This is a genomic window from Flavobacterium ovatum (assembly GCF_040703125.1).
Lineage (GTDB): Bacteria > Bacteroidota > Bacteroidia > Flavobacteriales > Flavobacteriaceae > Flavobacterium > Flavobacterium ovatum.
On sequence record NZ_CP160035.1, the window covers coordinates 2042957 to 2062559 of the forward strand.

The following is a 19603-nucleotide window of genomic DNA, read 5'->3' on the forward strand; positions in this document are numbered from 1 at the left end:
TTTAGTTAAAAAAACGGGATTACTTCATGGTATGGTTTGAAAAATTATTAAATTAGAGTTCCTCAATTATTGGTGAGATATTAAAGTTTAGTAAATAAATCAGGTTAAAAAAAAATTATCATGAAAAGAAATGCAACAGCAATTTGGAAAGGTACTCTTAAAGAAAATGGTGGTAGATTAACTACACAAAGTAAAACACTAGAAAATACTCAATATTCATTTCATTCCCGATTTGAGGAAGGAGTAGGTACTAACCCAGAGGAATTGGTGGCAGCTGCACATTCGGGATGTTTTGCTATGCAGCTTTCAGCCTTTATAGGCGAGGCTGGTTTTCATCCAGAGAGTATCGAAACCAAATGTGAGATAAATTTAGTAGACGGAAGTATTATAGGTTCACATTTGACGGTACAAGCCAAAATTGACGGAATCACAGATGCTACTTTTCAAGAATTGGTTACAAAAGCAGAAAAAAATTGCCCAATATCCAAATTGTTGAATACAAAAATAACTTCAACGGCTACTTTGGTTTAAAAACAGGCATTTATAGTAAAGGCTCGTTTTACACAGTAAAACGAGCCTTTTTTTTATGTATTTAATTTATGATTAATCAAACAAATCCGAAGACAAATAACGGTCTCCACGGTCGCAAATAATCGCAACAATGACACCTGATTCCAGTTGGTTGGCAATTTTTACCGCCACTGCCACTGAACCACCACTGCTCATTCCTGCAAAAACACCTTCTTCAAGTGCTAAGCATTTGGTCATTTCTCGCGCTTCAGCTTCAGATACGTCTATAGTTTGATCTACTTTAGACGGATTGAAAATTTTGGGTAAATATTCTAATGGCCATTTACGGATACCTGGAATTTGTGAACCTTCACTAGGTTGTGCTCCTACGATTTGTATAGCAGGGTTTTTTTCTTTCAAAAAAGTAGAAGTTCCCATAATCGTCCCTGTAGTTCCCATGGCAGAAACAAAATGGGTTACAGTTCCTTCAGTATCTCTCCAAATTTCGGGGCCTGTGGTGTTGTAATGCGCTTTCCAGTTGTCATCATTGGCAAACTGATTCAACATGATGTAACCACCTTCGGCTACTTTTTTATCGGCATAATCTCTTGAACCAATGATACCTGTTTCGGCAGAAGTTAATATTACCGTTGCTCCATAAGCACGCATAGTTTGGGTGCGTTCTTTGGTAGAGTTTTCAGGAAGCACTAGTTCAATTTCGATACCCAATACTTGTGCAATCATCGCAAGGGCAATTCCAGTGTTTCCGCTAGTAGCTTCAATTAGTTTATCGCCTTTTTTGATTTCACCACGGTCCAAAGCTCCTTTAATCATGTAATAAGCAGCTCTGTCTTTGACACTACCACCAGGATTATTTCCTTCTAGTTTTAAAAGTAGTTTTACGTTTTTATTTTGAACTAAATTGACTGTTTCTACTAAAGGCGTATTACCTATTAAGTCAACTAATTTTTGAGGTTTCATAGTAATGTAATTATTATGTTGTTTAGAATCGGGACAATAACAATTGAATATTTTTTTAGACTTTTAAAGGCAAATGTTCAAGAGTTTGAATTGTTTGTTGTAGCCGATTCGTTTTTATTTCATTTCTTTAACTTTTACTTCGGTGGTTGTGGTGTTCAATACAATTGATCTTGCCGGAATTGATTTGGTTACCCAAGCATTCCCGCCCACTACGCTGTCCTTTCCAATGGTGGTTTCTCCACCTAGAATAGTAGCATTGGCATAAATGCAAACGTTTTGTTCTACAGTAGGGTGGCGTTTGGCATTTTTCATGTCCTTGCTCACACTCAAAGCGCCTAGGGTTACTCCTTGATAAATTTTCACATGTTTTTCAATTACTGTCGTTTCACCAATCACGATTCCTGTGGCGTGGTCAATAAAAAACGGAGATTCAATTTGAGCACCAGCATGAATATCTGTTCCTGTTATTTTATGAGCGTATTCACTCATTAATCTAGAAAATAATGGTAAATCTAAAAGATATAACTCATGACTTAAACGGTAAATGGCAATAGCATAAAATCCGGGATAACCTAGGTAGACCTCTTCAATACTATTCGAAGCAGGATCATTGTCAAGGATAAACTGTGCATCTCGATTTAGTTTTTCAAGTACAGTAGGCAAACTCGCTAAGAATTTCTCCCAAATGGAATTGCATAAGCTTTCAGGTTTTTTACAAGCGATCTTAGAAATTTCTTTAAATAATTTTTCAAGTTCATCAATGCTTTGACTTAACTCGGCATTCGAGTCAAATAAAGTATAAAACAATTGTTCTGTAAAAGCTTCCGTTTTAGTTTTAATACGGTAATTGATGTTTAGGTGGCTTTTGAGAGCCCCAATATTTTGGATAATCAGATCTTTTGTCATGATTATAGGATTGAAGGGTTAATGTATCGTGAATTGTAATCTAAAATATTTAGTAGCAGCAACGGCAACAGATACACAATGTGGATTGTGTGTTTGGTTTTAAAGAAACGGGACTGTTTAGCTGTAGCATTTTTTTGAATTTTTTATGGATTCAACTTCACAAATATATTGAACTATTTTGAATCAGAGAGTGTATTAGGGTAAGATTTAGATTTGCGGTAGGAAATAGTTTTTATAGCCATAACCGAGTATCATGAAAAATACATTGATTAATGTTATGATAAGAATTGTTTTTTCGGGTACTAACTTTTTATAGAAATAATGAAAACTGATAAAAAAGATGAAAAAAAGGGTTGGATAAATTGCAGGATACATTACAAAAGCAGCTTTAAATTGACCTTGTAATAGTAGTAAAACGGCACGTTGAAATCCACATCCTAAACACTCCAAGTTGAAGAGTGTTTTACTGAAGCAAGGCAGTAAGAATTTTTCGAAATCCAACATGATTTATTTTGGAGTAAATTACAAAAAAAATAGGGAAAGGTTTTGAGAAAAAAAGCGAAGTTACTTTTAATTTCTTATTTTTGAATTCTGATAAAAGTAATAATGAGAATATTTCGAATTGTAATAATGGTTTTGGCAATACTGGTGATTTTGGTTGAGTACTATAGTACTGAAAAAATGATATATCTTAGGGTAGGAGCCATCGTAGTTTTTATGTATGGAATGATGCAGTTGAGTGCTAAAACACCAAGTAAAAATCAAAATAAAGAAGAAGATGATATTAAGTAAAGGAGATAAGGTTTCGGTTTTAGATGACGCTATTGATGGTGTGGTATTATCGGTGAAAGGTGATCAAGTGGAAGTAGAAACTACAGATGGATTCTCGATGACATTTTTTGTCAAGGAATTGATTAAGTTAAACGATTCCAGTAGTTTAGATGATTCTATTAAGATGATCAATATAAGTGCGGTTCAAAAAGAAAAAGAGATACCAAAACCGCGTAGTTTTGTTAAAGAACGAAAGGTTAAGAACGAACGTCCTGTTCCTGAATTTGATTTACACATCGAAAAGTTAGTTAAAAACAAACAAGGAATGTCTAATTATGACATTCTAACCATTCAATCTGAAACGGCCAAAAGGCATATTGATTTCGCTATTAAAAACCGAATTCCAAAGATTGTTTTTATTCACGGTGTGGGTGAAGGAGTATTGAAATCGGAGTTGGATTTTTTATTAGGACGTTATGATAATATCGATTTTCAGGAAGCTAATTATCAAAAATATGGTCAAGGGGCAACGGAAGTTTATATCCGTCAGAGTAAAAATAACTAGTACACTTTAGTCGTAAAAAAGAGGCTTGTTTTCAATTGAAAATGGGCCTCTTTTTTACGATGTTTTAGTTCCTAAAAAACGTTTTAATTTGTAGTAGTAAGTTCTCCTAAAATATATGAATCGCCTAAAATAAAACTGCTGTTCCCTTTCTTTAGAGTAGCTTTTTTAAGAGTGATTGTATGTGTAAAAGCGTTTGGTCCATTAGTGGTTGTCGTCACTTCGACAATACCATTTGTACCACTTACGCCAGCTACTCCATTCCATTCTTCGCTTAAAATAGGAGTGGTTGGAGTTGTAGTGTTGCAAAAATACGAAGCACTTAATAGACCGGAAAACAATCGATAGGTAAGTTTGTTTGTACTTGTTCCTATAAGTCCTGTTCTTGGCGTGCCTGTAGGTGTTACCGCATTAATAATTAAATTAGGATCTATTGTGAGCATAATCGCCTCGGTACTCTTGTAGTCGTATAATACATTTGAGCTGCTGCACTTAGTAAGGATTTTTTCAAAGTTAAAAGGCAAAGAGGTTGCGGTTGTTGTATAGCTTCCAAAAGGAAGTGTACTATACGTTTGCTCTCCATTATTGATGGAAAAAGTAATGTTTTTTAGGTTTATATAGTGATTGTAACCTGTGATTTTAGTGCTATTTAAAGTTGCGTCTGTAGATTTAATTGCTGTTGTTGTGATTTGAATCGTTCCAGAAGTAGCGCTCCACTGATCTGTGATTGTAGGAGTTGCTGGTTGAATCGTTTCGCAAATGTTGTCACTACTTACTGTACCGTTGTAAAAACGATACACTACTCTGTTACTAGTAGAACTGATGGTTAAGCTTGTAGGAGAACCGACTGTAGTTGCATCATTTACAAAATTTGTGGATGGAATTTCAAGGATTAATGCCTCTTTATCATTTATTTTGTAAATAAGATTATTGGTGGAGCAGTTTTGAGTAGTATAGCTCTCAAATGCAATGGTCTCTTGGGTTAGATTCCCGTCATCACAACTATTCAAAAGCAACATAAAAGCTAAAAGGCAAGTGATTCGTTTCATTATATCTATTATTTGCCACAAAAATAGCGAAAAAAATGGCAAATGATAATGAAGAATTCACAATTGATATTTCATAACTTTGCAGCAATGAAAAAAATATATCTCGATAACGCATCTACAACTTCTATTCGACCTGAAGTAGTTCAAGAAATGACCCAAATTATGATGGAAGATTATGGTAATCCATCGTCTACACATAGTTTAGGGCGTAATAGCAAAAATATTTTGGAGCTTTCTAGAAAGGCGATTGCCAAATGTATCAATGCTTCGGCTCAAGAAATCATTTTTACTTCGTCAGCTACTGAGGCTAACAATTGGATTTTACGTTCTGCAGTTAAAGATTTAAAAGTAAGCCGTATAATTACCAGTAAAGTGGAGCATCATGCTGTTCTACATGTAGTGGAGCAATTACAAAGAGAATTTGGCATTGCTGTTGATTTTGTAAAAGTCAATGCTAATGGAGCGGTTGATTTGACTCATTTGGTAGAGCTTTTGTCTCATGAAGGGAAAGCTTTAGTGAGTTTAATGCATGTTAATAATGAGACGGGTGTGGTTTTGGATTTACAACGTGTAGGAATGCTTTGCAGAGAGTATAATGTTTTGTTTCATTCAGATACTGTGCAATCTGTAGGAAAACGTAGGATTGATTTACAATTGATTTCGGTAGATTTTTTGGTTGCGACTGCTCATAAATTTCATGGTCCTAAAGGAATTGGTTTCGCTTTTGTGAAGAAAAATTCTGGATTACAACCTTTGTTTTATGGAGGTGAACAAGAAAAAGGCTTGCGGGCAGGAACGGAACCGGTACACCAAATTGCTGGAATGACTAAGGCTCTGGTTATTTCTTATGAAAATTTAGAACAGGAGACAGCGCATATAACAACACTAAAAACTTATTTAGTTTCAAAAATAACGGAATTTTTTCCGCAGGCTACTTTTAATGGTGGAACGGATGGGATTTGTACTATTTTGAATATATTGTTGCCTTTTTCGAAAGATAAGACAGCGATGATTTTATTTCACTTGGATATGAAAGGAATTGCGGTTTCTCGAGGAAGTGCTTGTCAAAGCGGAAGCATTAGACCTTCCCATGTTTTGGCTGAAATGCTTTCGGAAGAGGATTTAAAAAAACCGAATTTGCGTATCTCTATGAGTCATTATAACACCAAAGAAGATATTGACAGACTTATTGAGGGCTTGAAAAGTTTGTAAAACAAAGAATGATAATTTAATGGAAAATCATCCAATTGATTTCAATGTTTTTGTTGCCAGCTGAGATTTTAAAATAAAAAAGGAGCTTCAATCGGATAAAGATGAAGCTCCTTTTTTGTATTTGTAAAACTGATTTTTAAAGTATTTGTTTGTCTTCGGTTTCAGGGTTGATGTGTTTAGCTCTCAGTTTCTCTTTGATGATGATTTCACGGTGTTTTGCTGACGCCATTAAGCCAATCATCATGATTACGGCAGTTAGTAAGATGACTTGGATAATAAGAGATTTATTTACTAAAGGCAATACTTGGTCTGTTGAAATGGATAAAAAGAGTAAAATGGTAATCAATCCTCTTGGGGCAACAAATAACAGTGGGAAAATTGGTATTTTGGATAACAATAATTGGAGAAAACGAAATGCAAATATGACGGTAACAATTCCTAGCGCCCACAGGATGGTGTCCGGATTGACTATTTCGGAAGTTTTGATTAAAAACCCGAAAAGCATAAAAAATAAAGCTCTAATAATAAAAGTGGCTTCGATAGTAAGTTCTTTAAATTTTGCAACCTCTTTATTTAACAGGTCTAAACGGAAACTTTGTGTCCATTTCAAATGTTTGATTTCGTCCAAATTCCCAATGGCTAGACCAAATACTAGAATAAAGATCAAAGCAGGTAGGTGGAAAATTTTGGATATTTCGTAGATTAAAATCACTAGCAAAATGATTGGTACAAATTTAATGTGGTGGTCAATTTTGTTTAGTAAAAAAGAAAGCAAAAAGGTAGCGATGAGTGAAATCGTTATAATAAGAAGGATTTCTAAAGAGAAATATCCAAAGGTTTCTAATCCAAAATCTGTGTTGTAAATAATAAAATTAAAGAAAATAACTCCAAAAATATCCGACATACTACTTTCGTAGATGGTAAATTCTCTTTGGTCTGAAGTCAAGTTACGTACACTAGGAATGGCAATAGCGCTACTGATTACACAAAACGGAATAGCATTAGTTAAACAGGTTTTGAAGGGGTAACCTCCAAAATAATGAAAAGCATAAGCAAGTGCAAAGGACATGGCCATCAGTGGAATTAAAGCACCTAGAACCGATTTTTTGATAAGACTTATTTTGGAACTATTGAGTTCTAGTTCCAAAGCTCCTTCAAGTACGATCAAAATTAATCCAATAGTTCCTAAGATAGGCAAGGTGGAGCTTAAGTCTGGAATGGGAATGTCAAAAAACACCGTCACTTCTTTAACAATCCAACCCAATAACAAAAGTAAAATTACCGATGGAATTTTTGTATAACTTGCTGTTAGGTCAAACAAATAAGCGATTAGTAATAAGATACAAAGCGATATAATAATGGTCATATGAAATCATTAGGTTAAAATCCCTCATTAAAGGAGGATGTAAGATAGTATTTTAGGCCATTATAAAACAATATTTTTTGTCATTCTTATGATTTATTTAATGCAATTGATATTAATTCATGAGGATTCTATGTGTTTTTGGGAATTTTGCTGTAAATTTTGATCAAAATACCTATAACCAAAACAGCACTTCTTCTTGTGAATAAGTGCTGTTTTATAATATTATTTTACGTTTTAAATCAATACCTATGTACTAAGTTGTTCGTTTATAGAGTGTTTGTATTAAAATTTACCGTTGTTGTTTTTCCAGTCTGCTTTGTTTGTCATTTTTTCAATAACATCCCAGTGTTCGGCAATTTTACCATTTTCTATTCTAAATAAATCATAAAATGAATTATGGTCTGTGCCAAAATGTCCTTCGCTTACAACTAATACAAAGTTTCCTTCTCCTAGTACACGGTGAATTTTGTCATATTTCAAGAAAACATCTTGTTTTGCAAGCGCCCCTAAAGTGGCTCCAAGTCCTGAAAGTTGGTCTGGAATATTTGGATTATGTTGGATATAATCATCTCCGTTGAAATATCCAGCTAGTTTCTCCATTTTTCCGTTAACCAAGATGTCATTAACAAATTCAGTAACTAAATTTTTGTTGGCAGCAGTTTTGTCTAAGTCTTTGATTGCTGTAGCACCGTCAATCATGCTATGTCCACTTGGATTTGCAGTTACTGGAGTTTCTTGAAGGTTATCCCAGTGTTCTACAATTTGTCCGTTTTCGAATTTAAAGATATCAAAACCAATTTTTGGTCCAAAAAAGTTGTAATCGGTATGAGTGAAAACATAATCACCTTCTTCAAAGGCGCGTATCGTTTTTACTTTGGCAGTGTTTGTCGGTATTTGTTGTAAAAGTGCTCCAAAACCTGCCAATCCATCCGCTACAGCAGTATTGTGCTGTTTGTAATTGGTCGGGTTGATGTAACTTACTGGTGTTGCATCTCCAGTTTCAATTGATTTTAATAGGGCTACTACTTTTTGTTTGTTTGAAATTTCCATTTTTTGAGATTTTTTTGATTTGTTATCTTTCTTGTTTTGTGCTTGAATAGCATTTCCTTGTACAAGTGTAAACGCTATTATGCTGGCTTGTGTAAGTGTCGATAGTTTCATTTTTATTTGCTTTAAAAGTATAGTGCAAATGTACCGTGGGTTTAGACGGTAGAAGCTATCCAAAAAGGACAAAGGACTGTAAAAATGGGAAAATGTAGTTTATTGATTTGCTTTTCTAAAAGCTTCTGGAGTAAGCGAAGTATTCTTTTTGAAAAACTTGTATAAATTAGTAGATTCTTCAAAACCTGATTGAAAAGCTATTTCTTTAACCGAAAGTCGTGTGTTTATAAGTAATCTTTTGATTTGGGTAGTCAAAACGGTGTCGATGAATTCTTTGGCCGATTTATGAATAATAGTATTTGTAATGGTGTTTACCGTTTTGGAACTAATATTCATTTGACTAGCATAATCAGAAACCTTCTTGGTTTTAAAGCATTGGTTTTCGACCAATAGTTGAAGCTGTATAAATGAACTCAAGTATTTTTTTTCTGAAAACACAATATTGTCGAATGTCTTAATGCGGTATATTTTTCGAAAAAGAATATGCAACAAGCTTCCAATAACACTCATAGAATGCTCGTCTTTTATTTGATTATATTCAGAAGCAATTTCGTCGATTAAGTTTTTTGTTATTTGAAAATCAGGCGCGTTGAGTTGGAGTTTTGGTGAGGTAATCAATTCATTAAACAGTTGTAAACTTTTAAACACTTCGACTTCATTGAAAAAATGAACTAAAAAGGTATCTGTGAAAAGTAGCACATATCCTTGCACGTCGTTTTTAAAGAACTTGTGAATTTGGTCTTTTCGAATGCTCAAAATGCTACCTTCTTGGAGCGTGTAATCGGTAAAATCGACCGTGTGCATGCCTTTTCCTGCTGTAATCATCATTAACATATAAAAATCAATCTGCTGAAAATCTGTCAAAGTATGATCGAGATCTTTCTTTGAAAATATGGCGTCAAAAGTTGTTAAGTCAAACTGACTGTCTTTGCGTTTGTTGTTGAATTTTATTTGCTGAATGGAGTTTTTCAAGTATGGGGTGTTATGCAAGTATTCTTGTTTTTTTAGCCACGAAGTACAGGAATTTCCGCGAATAATTTTTAATTTCTGATAAAATTAGAGCAATTATTTTTTATGGTTTAGAATCCGTGCCAATTTGTGTAATTCGTGTTTAAATGGTGTTTAAATGGTGTTAATTTAATTCTCATAAAGTCTCAATCTATTTCTTACTGTGTGCAACTCCGTTTTTAGCGCATCTATTTTTTTGAGTAAATTAAGTACAACATCGATTCCTTCAATGTTTACGTCTAGGTCTTGGTGCATTCGGATGATTTTCTCAATTTCGTGTAAGGAATCTTGGTGAATATAGCGTGTTTCGGCAATCTCTTCAATATCGATCAAGCCGTTATCGCTTAGATTATAAAAGAAAGATAAGGTTACTTTATAGTGAATGCAAAGTGTATCAAGGGCGATAAAATTTTCAGTACTCATAATATTAGTTCTTAGAAAGTTCAGTAAATAATTTCGTTTGTTTTTCGGTCAAATTGGTTGGGATAGCAATATTGTAGCTCACAAATAAATCGCCAAACTGTCCCGCTTTTTTGTAAACAGGGAAACCTTTTCCTTTTAGTTTGACTTGAGCGCCATTTTGTGTTCCTGCGGCAACTTTTAATTTTACTTTTCCGTCAAAAGTAGGGATGGTAATTTCGCCACCTAATACTGCGGTATATAAATCTAAGTCAATCGTACTGTACAAATTCTCTTTGTCTCGCTTAAAGTTGGCGTCGTTGTTTATAGAAAAGGTAATGTATAAATCTCCTTTAGGTCCGCCATTTTGACCGTCGGCACCATGACCAGGGATTTTTATGATTTGACCGTTCTCTACACCAGCTGGAATTGTTAAGCGAATATTTTTTCCATTAACAGTAAGTGTTCTTTTGTGATCTTCAAACACATCTTTCAAGTCCAATTGCAATTCGGCATTGAAATCTTGTCCTTTATACTGTCTTTGACCGCCTCGTTGCCTATTTTGACCACCTCCACCAAATACAGATTCAAAAAAATCAGAGTAGTCTTGACCGCCAGATTGCGCATTACCAAAACCGTCTCCAGCATTACTATACTTTCGTTGTTGTTGCTGTTGTTTGTTGATTTCGTCTGCATGTTCCCAATTTTCGCCGTGTTGGTCGTATTTTTCACGACTTTCCACATTGCTTAACACTTCATTAGCTTCATTGAGTTCCTTAAATTTTTGTTCTGCAGCTTTATCGTTTGGATTTAAGTCAGGATGGTATTTTCGAGCCATTTTCCGATAGGCTTTTTTTATTTCGGCTTCGGTAGCTTTTTTGTCAAGGTCCAATACTTTGTAATAATCTATAAAAGGCATAATCTATTGATTTTTAGTTTTAAAAATTGATTTTAGAATGCTTTAATGAAGGAGAATAAGAAGTTTCATTACAATTGAAAGGCCCTACCGTCTCCTTCAAATTTAAGGAAAATTCGGCTCATATGAGAGATTGTAAAGGTTTATTTAACCTATGATAGTATTAGGTAAATAATATATTTAGATTTCCTGTAAGTTGTTGAAATATTGTGGTTTAGGCTTCAATGTGGCTTGGCCTTTTTATCTTAGTTAAAAAAAAGTACCTTTGCGCCACTTTACAAATCGTCATTTAGTGACGATTTTCAATTTAAAATAAAAAATGAAACAGTATTTTAATTTATTCGACTTTAGTCAAAAAGTAGATTACAGAACAGAGATTTTAGCAGGCTTAACAGTAGCAATGACGATGATTCCCGAATCATTATCCTTTGCAATTTTAGCAGGATTTCCTCCTTTGGTAGGTTTGTATGCCGCTTTTATTATGGGAATAGTTACCGCTATTTTTGGTGGTCGTCCAGGATTGGTTTCTGGTGGAGCAGGAGCAACCGTGATTGTATTAATTGCTTTGATGAAATCTCATGGTCTAGAATATGTCTTTGCAGCCGTAGCGCTAGCAGGTGTATTGCAAGTGCTGGTTGGACTCTTTAAACTGGGTAAATTCATCCGCTTAGTGCCACAGCCCGTAATGTACGGATTCGTAAATGGTTTGGCAATTATTATCTTCATGTCACAACTAGAGCAATTTAAAACCGTTGTCGACGGGCAAACGGAGTGGCTTTCTGGGACTCCTTTATATGTTATGGCAGGATTAGTAGCCTTAACAGTCGGAATTGTATTGATATTACCTCGATTTACCAAAGCTATTCCAGCGTCATTAGTCGCAATTTTAGTAGTATTTGGAATCGTTTTAGGGTTCGGAATCGAAACTAAAACCGTAGCCGATATCGCCTCTGTAAGTGGTGGTTTACCGCCGTTTCATATTCCAAATATCGATTGGAGTTGGACCACTTTACAAGTTATTTTCCCGTATGCTTTAATCATGGGATCTGTTGGTTTGACTGAAGGATTATTGACTTTGAACCTTGTGGACGAAATCACCGGAACAAAAGGAAGCGGAAACAGAGAATGTATCGCTCAAGGTGGTGCCAATCTATTAAACGGATTTTTCTTCGGAATGGGAGGTTGTCCTATGATTGCACAAACATTGGTCAACTTATCCGCTGGTTCTAGAGCCCGTTTGTCTGGAATCGTGGCTGCATTGACCATTTTGTTAATCGTATTGGTAGGAGCGCCCGTAATTGAGCAATTGCCTATGGCAGCGCTAGTAGGAGTAATGATTATGGTAGCGATTGGAACTTTTGAATGGATTAGCTTCCGTATCATCAATAAAATGCCAAAACAAGATATTTTCGTTGGAGTCCTAGTGGCTGTAATTACCATTATGTTGCACAATCTGGCTCTAGCAGTATTGATTGGAGTAATCATTTCGGCTTTGGTTTTTGCTTGGGAAAGCGCCAAACGCATTCGAGCCAAAAAATATGTTGATGATAAAGGTGTTAAACACTACGAAATCTACGGACCGCTTTTCTTCGCTTCTACAACGGCATTTTTAGATAAATTTGATGTTGCTAACGATCCCCTAGAAGTGATTATCGATTTCAGAGAAAGCAAAATCGCCGATATGAGTGCCATCGACGCAGTCAACAAATTAACGGAGCGTTACGCCAAAATAGGCAAGAAAATACATTTGCGCCACCTAAGTACTGATTGTCGCCTATTGCTGCACAATGCAGATGAAATCATAGACGTCAATATAATAGAAGATCCAACCTACAAAGTAGCGAACGACTAAAACGTTTTCAAATAAAGCTAAAGACCACCATTGTCACTGAGATATTGGTGGTTTTTTGTTACGCAAAGATGCGCAGAGGTAACACAGAGATTCGCAAAGGTTTTTTTAACTATATAAGATATTAAAGCTCATAGATGTGCATTCGAGCAAGCCAATCTAAAAGAAGCTACCAAAGTATCCCGCTTGTGCCTACTATCAAATTAAGTCAGTTTACAAGTGATTAACTTTTTAATGCAACAATTCTAATTCCTTTCTTTTAGCTTCATCAGCTACGTTTTTTTGGTTCCAGTAGGGTTCATTGATGCTTTTTTTCAATCGGGCTTCTGTTATCAAACCATCGCCATCATCTTCCGACCATGATAGTATTTTGTATGGGAATGCTTTTTGTACTTCGATAGAAACCTTTCTACTATGCTTCAAGTATTCAATTTTGTAGTTTAAAGTGGAGTCTGTTTCGGTTTTACTGATTTTAGCCTTGGCGATTTCCAGTTCTTTATGGGCAAAACGGCTGTAAAGGGTAGAGAAAATCAAATCGATTTCGCCTAAGGGTAGTTGCCCTTGATTTAGCCTAATACGTGTCATGAGTTCTTCCTCTAGCAAAGCGACAGGAATATCTTTTTCAGTATCTCCTTCAGCTTCAAAATAAGAGAATTGTTGGAATTGATACTTTTTTCCTTTGAGGTTAAGTTGTGTAAAAGTATGTCCACACCATTCTTGCATACTCGTATTCGACTTTAAGGTGTGAGGATGTTTTTGAGAATCAATAGGAGTAAAAGTGGCCGTTAGGATAGCGTAATCATAGATACCTGTAGTGAATTTTCTAATGTTGTTCAATTTCATTACCGATACATCATCACTTCCAGTATCTTGAGGATGGTCTAGTTTTACATGCTTGCTAAGTGAAAATGGTTCTGTTACAAATACCAATACAACTTCCCCTTTTCGGATTTCACCATAACGAGATTGCTTCAATTCATAGCTATTCAGCTCTGCTTTGCCCGAATACCAATAATCATTAAACTGCTTTGTCGTTGGCGGTGCGCCTTGTCCCATTGGAGTGAACGTATTTTTATCTTGCTTGCAACCCAAAAGCGAAAATACAGCTAGAAAGAATATTATTTTTAAAGATAGATTCCTGTTTTTTAGTATTGCGAACATCGTGTTTGTGTTTAATTTATTCTCGTGCTTTAGCTACTAATTTACTAAATATAAACCGAATATAAAATTCATAATGAATCTAGGAGGTAGAGCGGGTTCTTTGTTAAATCACAATTTCCTTTTTATGTTTTGTTACGCAAAGATGCTCAAAGGTAACACAGAGATTCGTAAAGTTTTTTTTTAACCATATAAGTAAAAGAACTTCCTGTAAGTGCTGTTGCATAAACAGCTTCAAAGACTGGTAATACTATAACTCATTTTAGACTAATTGTACTAAACTGTGAATTATGAAACTAAACGATTTTGTTATATAACATCAAACGTTTAAAGCACCTCTACATTTGTCATGTGATAATTTTAAACTTCACTAATACATATATACATGAAAAATAAAAACCTATTATCAACCTTAGCGATTGCAATGGTTGTTTTATTTACAGGCTGTTCAAATGACGACACCACCCAGTCGGATTCCGTTCCGACTGTGGCTTTAACGAGTCCATCAAGCAGTGATACAAACGTTGCTAGAAATAAAGTTGTTTCGGTAAAATTTAGTAGCGAAATGGATGTATCCTCTATTAATACTACAACGTTTACATTAAAGCAAGCTGGAACTCCAGTATTGGGATCCGTTTCCTATTCAGGAACTACTGCAAAGTTTGTTCCATTAACGGTACTTGCGGCTAATACAGTGTACACAGCTGCACTAAGTACGGGAGTAAAAAGTGCAAATGGAGTAGCACTTAGTCTAAACAAGCAATGGGAGTTTACTACAACAGCTAATGCGACGGCTGGATTAGCAGCTGTTGGTCTTGGTTCAGCAGGGAATTATGTGGTTCTTGCAAAAACGGCAATTACTAACGTACCAACGTCTGTAATTACAGGTGATCTAGCATTAAGTCCTGCAGCGACATCGTTTATAACAGGATTATCTTTAACGGATTTTACGGGTTATGCAAAGGCTGCACAAGTTACTGGAAAAGTATTTGCTGCCGACATGGTTTCTCCAACTTCAACAAATCTTACCACAGCGGTTGAGAATATGATTACAGCATACAATGATGCAGCTGGACGTCCATCTCCTGATTTTGTTGAATTGGGAGCAGGGAGCATTGGTGGAAAAACATTAACTCCAGGTCTTTATAAATGGACTAGCACGGTAACGGTACCCACTAATGTAACCATTTCAGGATCTGCAGATGATGTATGGATTTTCCAAATTTCAGGTGATCTATCCATGAGTGCTGCAACAAGAATAATTTTGCAAGGTGGAGCTAAAGCTTCAAATATTTTCTGGCAAGTTGCTGGTAAAGCAACTTTTGGAACAACTTCTCATGTTGAAGGTATTATCTTGTCTAAGACAGGGGTGACTTTTCAAACAGGAGCATCTTTTAACGGAAGGGCATTGGCACAGACTGCTGTAATTCTTGATGGAAACACAGTAGTACAACCGCAATAAATTAGAATACATAATACTATTGAAAAGAGGTGTTCCTATGGAATGCCTCTTTTTGTATGTAGTGCTATTTCGATTTATCTTATTTAAAACTAGAAGGCTAGTTGCGCAAAGCTGCTCAAAGGAAACACAGAGATTCGCAAAGTTTTTCTACAAAGTTTGTCATTCTGAAAGAATCTCGAGCTTCATTACGCAAAGCTGCTCAAAGGAAACACAGAGATTCGCAAAGGTTTTTTTAACCATATAAGAAATTGAAGCTCATATAAGTAATGGTACACAAAAACCATCTACACAGATCATTGCGAGCGAAGCGTGGCAATCACGTTTGGCACATCATGTCTTATTATTCCATTCTTTGATTTTGTAAAGATATTTTTGGCTATGAATTTTGATTGTACGGGGTCAGGTTGTTTGGTGTAGATTAATAGTCTAAAACAGTCTCATACTGCAATGTAGTAACAATAACCGTTGTGTATTTTAATTTAAGACATCAAACGTTCCATCATTGCCAATAAATAGTTCTTTGTCTAATGAATCTGGTTTTGAGTTTCCTTCAAAACAGGAGCATGATGCTGGAAAGTCACAGTTGTATCGTATGGACACTTTTACTTGATTGCCTTTTGAGTTTTCTATGTCACTTAATATTGTAATCTCCAGTTCGTCAAAATTTGCCCAACCGCCATTATTACAAAATTCTAATGGGTTAAAAAGCTTAATGTTCTTTTTTATTTGAGATTTGATGAATTCCTTGTCGAGCATATTTTGATTTGACTTATTGGTTGAAAGCCCAAAAGTAATAATTTAACCGTTGGGTGCAATTATTAAAAACGGCAGTTCGAGTGTTTTTTGTACAGTGAAACGGAACAATCCCGAAGCGTCGGGAGTATCGAGAACCGTTTTTATAATGTGGGTTTTGATAGAGGGCAGAGATATCTTGAAGTATAAGTACTCCGCTGATGATTGCATAATAGCTTCCGCAATTGGGTGCGCCGAAACACATAGATTTACAAAGTTTTTAAACCATATAAGAAATAGAAGAGCATATAAGTCTAATTGCGCAAACAAACTCGCCAAAGTCATTGCGACGAAGGAAGCAATCACGTTTGCTAGATCCACAAAGTATTTTCACTATATAAGTTATAGAAGCTACTAAGTGCAGCAACAAAAAGAAACATCTACAACGTAATTGCGACGAGGATCTAGATACACCGAACTCAATGCGTGGCGGAATACTCGAATAACCACTTAAACCCCAATGCTATAAACTGCCATTTTTCATCAGTTCTTGTCCTTCAAACTCTGTCATTAAGTTGTCCCAGTCAAAAGGAGTCTGCAAATAAAATTCAGCAGTACCACCAATGGGGTCAAAATGCTTTAATACTTTTTCTTTTCCAGTAGGATAGTTATATTCTTCGTAATACTGACACTCTAAAAATAAATTTTTCAGATTTTCTATTAAATCGCTATCAAGTCTGTCACTATAATCCACATATCGAATGCCATGAATGCAGTGCGTACCATTTGCTTTACTCTTTTTGTCTTTGATTGGTTTTTCTACAATCATATAGACTTCTATTGCATTTAAGAAATCATCGGATATTTTAAATTTAGTCTCATTTCCTAACTCAACAGAATTTTCGGAATCCAAGAAATATTGTAAATCTAATCGAGCCTGATAATCATTTGTATATTTTTTACTTAAACCTTCGTATAGGACTTCAATAATACTTTGATAATGATCGAAAGCTGCTTTACGGGCTTCAATTGGTGATGCATGACGAAACTCTTTATGTGTATCTACATAAGCATCTGAATTATCAATACCATTTATCCAATTGTCAACTTTATTCCCAATTTTTCGTCGCCAGAAGCGATATTCTACTCTATAATATATATCCATTTTATGTTCAGTTAATTATGTTCAATCCTTATTGAAGAAATAGTAAGGAAATGAAATTTTACAAAAGATTATAGTTCCGCATTAATTCCCCGCTGTTTGCAGTCTCCCGACTTCGTACCCAGTCTTATTTGCTATTGCAATATATCAATTTTCTGTCAAAAAAAGCACAAAAAAAGTACAGCCTTTTGGGACTGTACTAATTATTTGCTCATTATTGTGGGTGCGAAGTCAGAGGTATTCGCACTGTAGCTACACTTTGTGGAGCGGGATTTTTAATTTATTTCAGCAGGACCAAATTGATAATCATAAATTATTCTATTAAGCCCAAGTTTATTAATATTCTTTACTTTAATCTTTTTGTCTTTTACAGGATTTCCAAATAAAGCTAAATTTCGAATTGTACTTGATTTTTCAAATTCTTTATATTGAGGAATTTTTCTTGTTGAAATTCCATAAACCGTAGGGAATGGAATTTTTCCTGTTCTTACCAAACTAAAAAAGGAGGGATATATAATTCCATCAAACCCTTTCTCCTTTATAAATAAGCTTAAATCTTTTGTGATTTCATAGGAATGCTTTGAAGCTAAAAACAGCATTTGAATAGATAAATCTAGACTTTCAAATTCAGTACAATCTTCATCGATTAACTCTGTTAAATCTAAAAGTTTTAAAGTCTTATTTGTCTTAAGAGTTGCAACATATATTTCGTCCTCAACTGTTACACGACATTCGTGGATGCAAACTTCTAAATCTTGAGAACCGTATAAAACAGGATGATTTTCACTGTCTAATCTTCCATTTCCTGGATATGGTGAACTATCGTATTCAGTTTCATTAGTTGGTTTTTTAGGATTTGTTCGAATTCTATAAAACAATTCGTTTTCTTTTAGTAAAACTGTTGGAAATTCATTAACTATTCTATCAAATATTGATTTTCTTGTTTTCTTATTTTGTAGTTCTTTTAAAGGTTCAATTTCTCCAATCATCCAAAGTCTAGGACCATAATGAAAAAAGCCAATACCTAATTCTTTTTCAAAGAGTTTAATGTCCTTTTGTAATGAGTCAGAAAGCTTAACACTTGTTTTTTGATGTTTGTTAAATTGAATTAGCGGAGAAGCTCCATAATCTGGTTTGAAAATACTACCAACAACAAAAAATCTATAAGCCAAAGTCTCTATTTGTTCAATGTCTAGTTTAATTCCATTTGAATTTGAACAATTAAGACAGTTCTCGGAATTTTCTATTCCAATTCGTTCCGCCAAGAGTTTAAGTCCTTGGTCTGTGAAACATTCTGAACAAAGTTTTTCTTTATTTCTCATTTTTTGTCAAATGACATACAACGGTCTTGTATGTGGCTCGTAGCGTGTAAATTACCGATTGTTTTCGGATTAAACACAAGTCATATTTTTAAATTTTACTATTTATCTTTTCTATTGAAAGTCGTGAAATTTAAAAATTTGGCGACTTTCCCAGTAAACCTAAACTTCGTTTAAACAATAGAATAGCTATGAGCTATGTACTTTGTTAGTGGCAGGCGTTTTTAATTAATACTTACTTTAAAAGCATTATGATATTTCCCATCTGGATAATAATAAATTGCTACCTGTCTATAGGGGTTAATATATATATGACCTGCTTTGTTGTTACGAGCAAAGTCACTTCCTTTCCATGATTTACTATCTATTCTTTGCCATCCGAAATCTTGGCGTAAAATAGCATTATAATAATCTCCATCATTGTTAATGTCATTATCATAAAATACTGAGAACAATGAACCATCTGACAATTTTCCTTCATAAAAAACAGTGCCATTTTCTATTATCTTCGAAGGTGGTAATTCGTATTCTAACCATTTATTTGTTGTTGCTGTTGAATAAACTGAACAGCCAGTAAAGCAAGTGCTAATAAGAAATGTAATTATTATAGTATAAAAGTATTTTTTCATTATCAAATCATTTTATTCATTCATGAATCTTATTTGTTTTCATAAGTGTAGTCTATTGCTTGCCACTAACTTGAATATATGTTTGATGTCGTCCGACATATCTCCCTTAATATGGGTGTATATGTCTGATAAACGTCAATCAGTATTTATTAAGCTAATATATTAAATTATTCTTACAAATTATTCCAATAATAGTAATTTGAAGAAAAATCATCAAACTAGCAGAGTTCGCGTGAAGGATAGAGGCAAGCTACCGAAGTAGCGCCGAAAGCCTGACAGCACTGAGCAAAGGGGTTTTGTGTAGCCACAGTTAAGTTAGCCCCTTTGCTTAGTGGTGGCACGCCCAAATATCACAAATCCTAAAATTTATGCAATTCTTGTTGTGACATATTCTTCTACCAAAGCCTCATAAAAAAACCACTTAGATTGCGCTAAGTGGTTTGGTATATAT

At 34.8% G+C, this 19603-nt stretch carries 20 protein-coding genes; 6 read left to right on the top strand and 14 right to left on the bottom strand.

Features of this window, described 5'->3' with window-relative positions:
* Nucleotides 1-120: 120 nt before the first annotated feature.
* Complete coding sequence (locus ABZP37_RS08705) at nt 121-531, top strand: OsmC family peroxiredoxin (protein WP_366187331.1); 411 nt, start codon at nt 121-123, stop codon at nt 529-531.
* 72 nt (nt 532-603) lie between these two features.
* Here ABZP37_RS08705 and cysM read toward each other — a convergent pair whose 3' ends face one another.
* The 3 genes from cysM to ABZP37_RS08720 all read right to left on the bottom strand — a co-directional run bounded on the left by cysM (nt 604) and on the right by ABZP37_RS08720 (nt 2901).
* Complete coding sequence (gene cysM, locus ABZP37_RS08710; protein WP_366187333.1) at nt 604-1491, bottom strand: cysteine synthase CysM; 888 nt, start codon at nt 1489-1491, stop codon at nt 604-606.
* Between the two features lie 114 nt (nt 1492-1605).
* Nucleotides 1606-2397: a serine O-acetyltransferase EpsC gene (gene epsC / locus ABZP37_RS08715; RefSeq protein ID WP_366187335.1), complete on the bottom strand. Its 792-nt coding sequence runs from the start codon at nt 2395-2397 to the stop codon at nt 1606-1608.
* A gap of 207 nt (nt 2398-2604) precedes the next feature.
* On the bottom strand, nt 2605-2901 hold the full coding sequence (locus tag ABZP37_RS08720) for a DUF2752 domain-containing protein (protein ID WP_366187336.1): 297 nt from the start codon (nt 2899-2901) through the stop codon (nt 2605-2607).
* Nucleotides 2902-3003: 102 nt separating this feature from the next.
* Here ABZP37_RS08720 and ABZP37_RS08725 point away from each other — a divergent pair, with 102 nt between their 5' ends.
* Together ABZP37_RS08725 and ABZP37_RS08730 are read left to right on the top strand one after the other, a co-directional pair.
* Nucleotides 3004-3189 carry a hypothetical protein gene (locus ABZP37_RS08725; protein ID WP_366187338.1) on the top strand — a complete coding sequence of 62 codons (186 nt, stop codon included), beginning with the start codon at nt 3004-3006 and terminating at the stop codon, nt 3187-3189.
* The gene (locus tag ABZP37_RS08730) at nt 3179-3733 is read left to right on the top strand and encodes a Smr/MutS family protein (RefSeq protein ID WP_366187506.1); all 555 of its coding nucleotides are present in this window, start codon (nt 3179-3181) and stop codon (nt 3731-3733) included. The genes ABZP37_RS08725 and ABZP37_RS08730 overlap by 11 nt, the downstream gene beginning before the upstream one ends.
* Before the next feature lie 83 nt (nt 3734-3816).
* Here the strand turns inward: ABZP37_RS08730 and ABZP37_RS08735 are convergent, their stop codons facing one another.
* Nucleotides 3817-4779 (bottom strand): hypothetical protein, encoded by a 963-nt coding sequence (locus ABZP37_RS08735; protein ID WP_366187340.1) that lies wholly within the window; start codon nt 4777-4779, stop codon nt 3817-3819.
* 87 nt (nt 4780-4866) lie between these two features.
* Between ABZP37_RS08735 and ABZP37_RS08740 the strand changes: the two genes are divergently transcribed.
* A complete protein-coding gene (locus ABZP37_RS08740) occupies nt 4867-5991 on the top strand; it encodes a cysteine desulfurase family protein (protein ID WP_366187342.1) in 1125 nt (374 codons plus the stop codon).
* Nucleotides 5992-6127: 136 nt separating this feature from the next.
* Here ABZP37_RS08740 and ABZP37_RS08745 read toward each other — a convergent pair whose 3' ends face one another.
* From ABZP37_RS08745 to ABZP37_RS08765, 5 genes are all read right to left on the bottom strand, one after another.
* The gene (locus ABZP37_RS08745; protein WP_366187343.1) at nt 6128-7357 is read right to left on the bottom strand and encodes a sodium:proton antiporter; all 1230 of its coding nucleotides are present in this window, start codon (nt 7355-7357) and stop codon (nt 6128-6130) included.
* Between the two features lie 282 nt (nt 7358-7639).
* The gene (locus tag ABZP37_RS08750; protein ID WP_366187345.1) at nt 7640-8518 is read right to left on the bottom strand and encodes a nuclear transport factor 2 family protein; all 879 of its coding nucleotides are present in this window, start codon (nt 8516-8518) and stop codon (nt 7640-7642) included.
* 99 nt (nt 8519-8617) lie between these two features.
* Nucleotides 8618-9490, bottom strand: coding sequence for a helix-turn-helix transcriptional regulator (locus tag ABZP37_RS08755; RefSeq protein WP_366187347.1), 873 nt, complete (start codon nt 9488-9490; stop codon nt 8618-8620).
* Nucleotides 9491-9655: 165 nt separating this feature from the next.
* Nucleotides 9656-9949, bottom strand: coding sequence for a chaperone modulator CbpM (locus tag ABZP37_RS08760; RefSeq protein WP_366187349.1), 294 nt, complete (start codon nt 9947-9949; stop codon nt 9656-9658).
* Nucleotides 9950-9953: 4 nt separating this feature from the next.
* The gene (locus ABZP37_RS08765; RefSeq protein WP_366187350.1) at nt 9954-10844 is read right to left on the bottom strand and encodes a J domain-containing protein; all 891 of its coding nucleotides are present in this window, start codon (nt 10842-10844) and stop codon (nt 9954-9956) included.
* Nucleotides 10845-11160: 316 nt separating this feature from the next.
* Between ABZP37_RS08765 and ABZP37_RS08770 the strand changes: the two genes are divergently transcribed.
* Nucleotides 11161-12693 carry a SulP family inorganic anion transporter gene (locus ABZP37_RS08770; RefSeq protein ID WP_366187352.1) on the top strand — a complete coding sequence of 511 codons (1533 nt, stop codon included), beginning with the start codon at nt 11161-11163 and terminating at the stop codon, nt 12691-12693.
* Nucleotides 12694-12921: 228 nt separating this feature from the next.
* On the opposite strand, the gene ABZP37_RS08775 is transcribed toward ABZP37_RS08770, so the two are convergent.
* On the bottom strand, nt 12922-13851 hold the full coding sequence (locus tag ABZP37_RS08775) for a septum formation inhibitor Maf (RefSeq protein ID WP_366187354.1): 930 nt from the start codon (nt 13849-13851) through the stop codon (nt 12922-12924).
* Nucleotides 13852-14233: 382 nt separating this feature from the next.
* On the opposite strand from ABZP37_RS08775, the gene ABZP37_RS08780 reads away from it, so the two are divergent.
* The gene (locus tag ABZP37_RS08780; protein ID WP_366187356.1) at nt 14234-15310 is read left to right on the top strand and encodes an ice-binding family protein; all 1077 of its coding nucleotides are present in this window, start codon (nt 14234-14236) and stop codon (nt 15308-15310) included.
* Between the two features lie 474 nt (nt 15311-15784).
* Here the strand turns inward: ABZP37_RS08780 and ABZP37_RS08785 are convergent, their stop codons facing one another.
* The 4 genes from ABZP37_RS08785 to ABZP37_RS08800 all read right to left on the bottom strand — a co-directional run bounded on the left by ABZP37_RS08785 (nt 15785) and on the right by ABZP37_RS08800 (nt 19152).
* Nucleotides 15785-16066 carry a hypothetical protein gene (locus ABZP37_RS08785; RefSeq protein WP_366187357.1) on the bottom strand — a complete coding sequence of 94 codons (282 nt, stop codon included), beginning with the start codon at nt 16064-16066 and terminating at the stop codon, nt 15785-15787.
* Between the two features lie 499 nt (nt 16067-16565).
* Nucleotides 16566-17207 carry a hypothetical protein gene (locus ABZP37_RS08790; protein ID WP_366187359.1) on the bottom strand — a complete coding sequence of 214 codons (642 nt, stop codon included), beginning with the start codon at nt 17205-17207 and terminating at the stop codon, nt 16566-16568.
* A gap of 272 nt (nt 17208-17479) precedes the next feature.
* On the bottom strand, nt 17480-18526 hold the full coding sequence (locus tag ABZP37_RS08795) for an RES family NAD+ phosphorylase (RefSeq protein ID WP_366187361.1): 1047 nt from the start codon (nt 18524-18526) through the stop codon (nt 17480-17482).
* Between the two features lie 221 nt (nt 18527-18747).
* Entirely contained in the window at nt 18748-19152 is a 405-nt protein-coding gene (locus tag ABZP37_RS08800; RefSeq protein ID WP_366187363.1) for a hypothetical protein, read from the bottom strand.
* Nucleotides 19153-19603 lie beyond the last annotated feature (451 nt).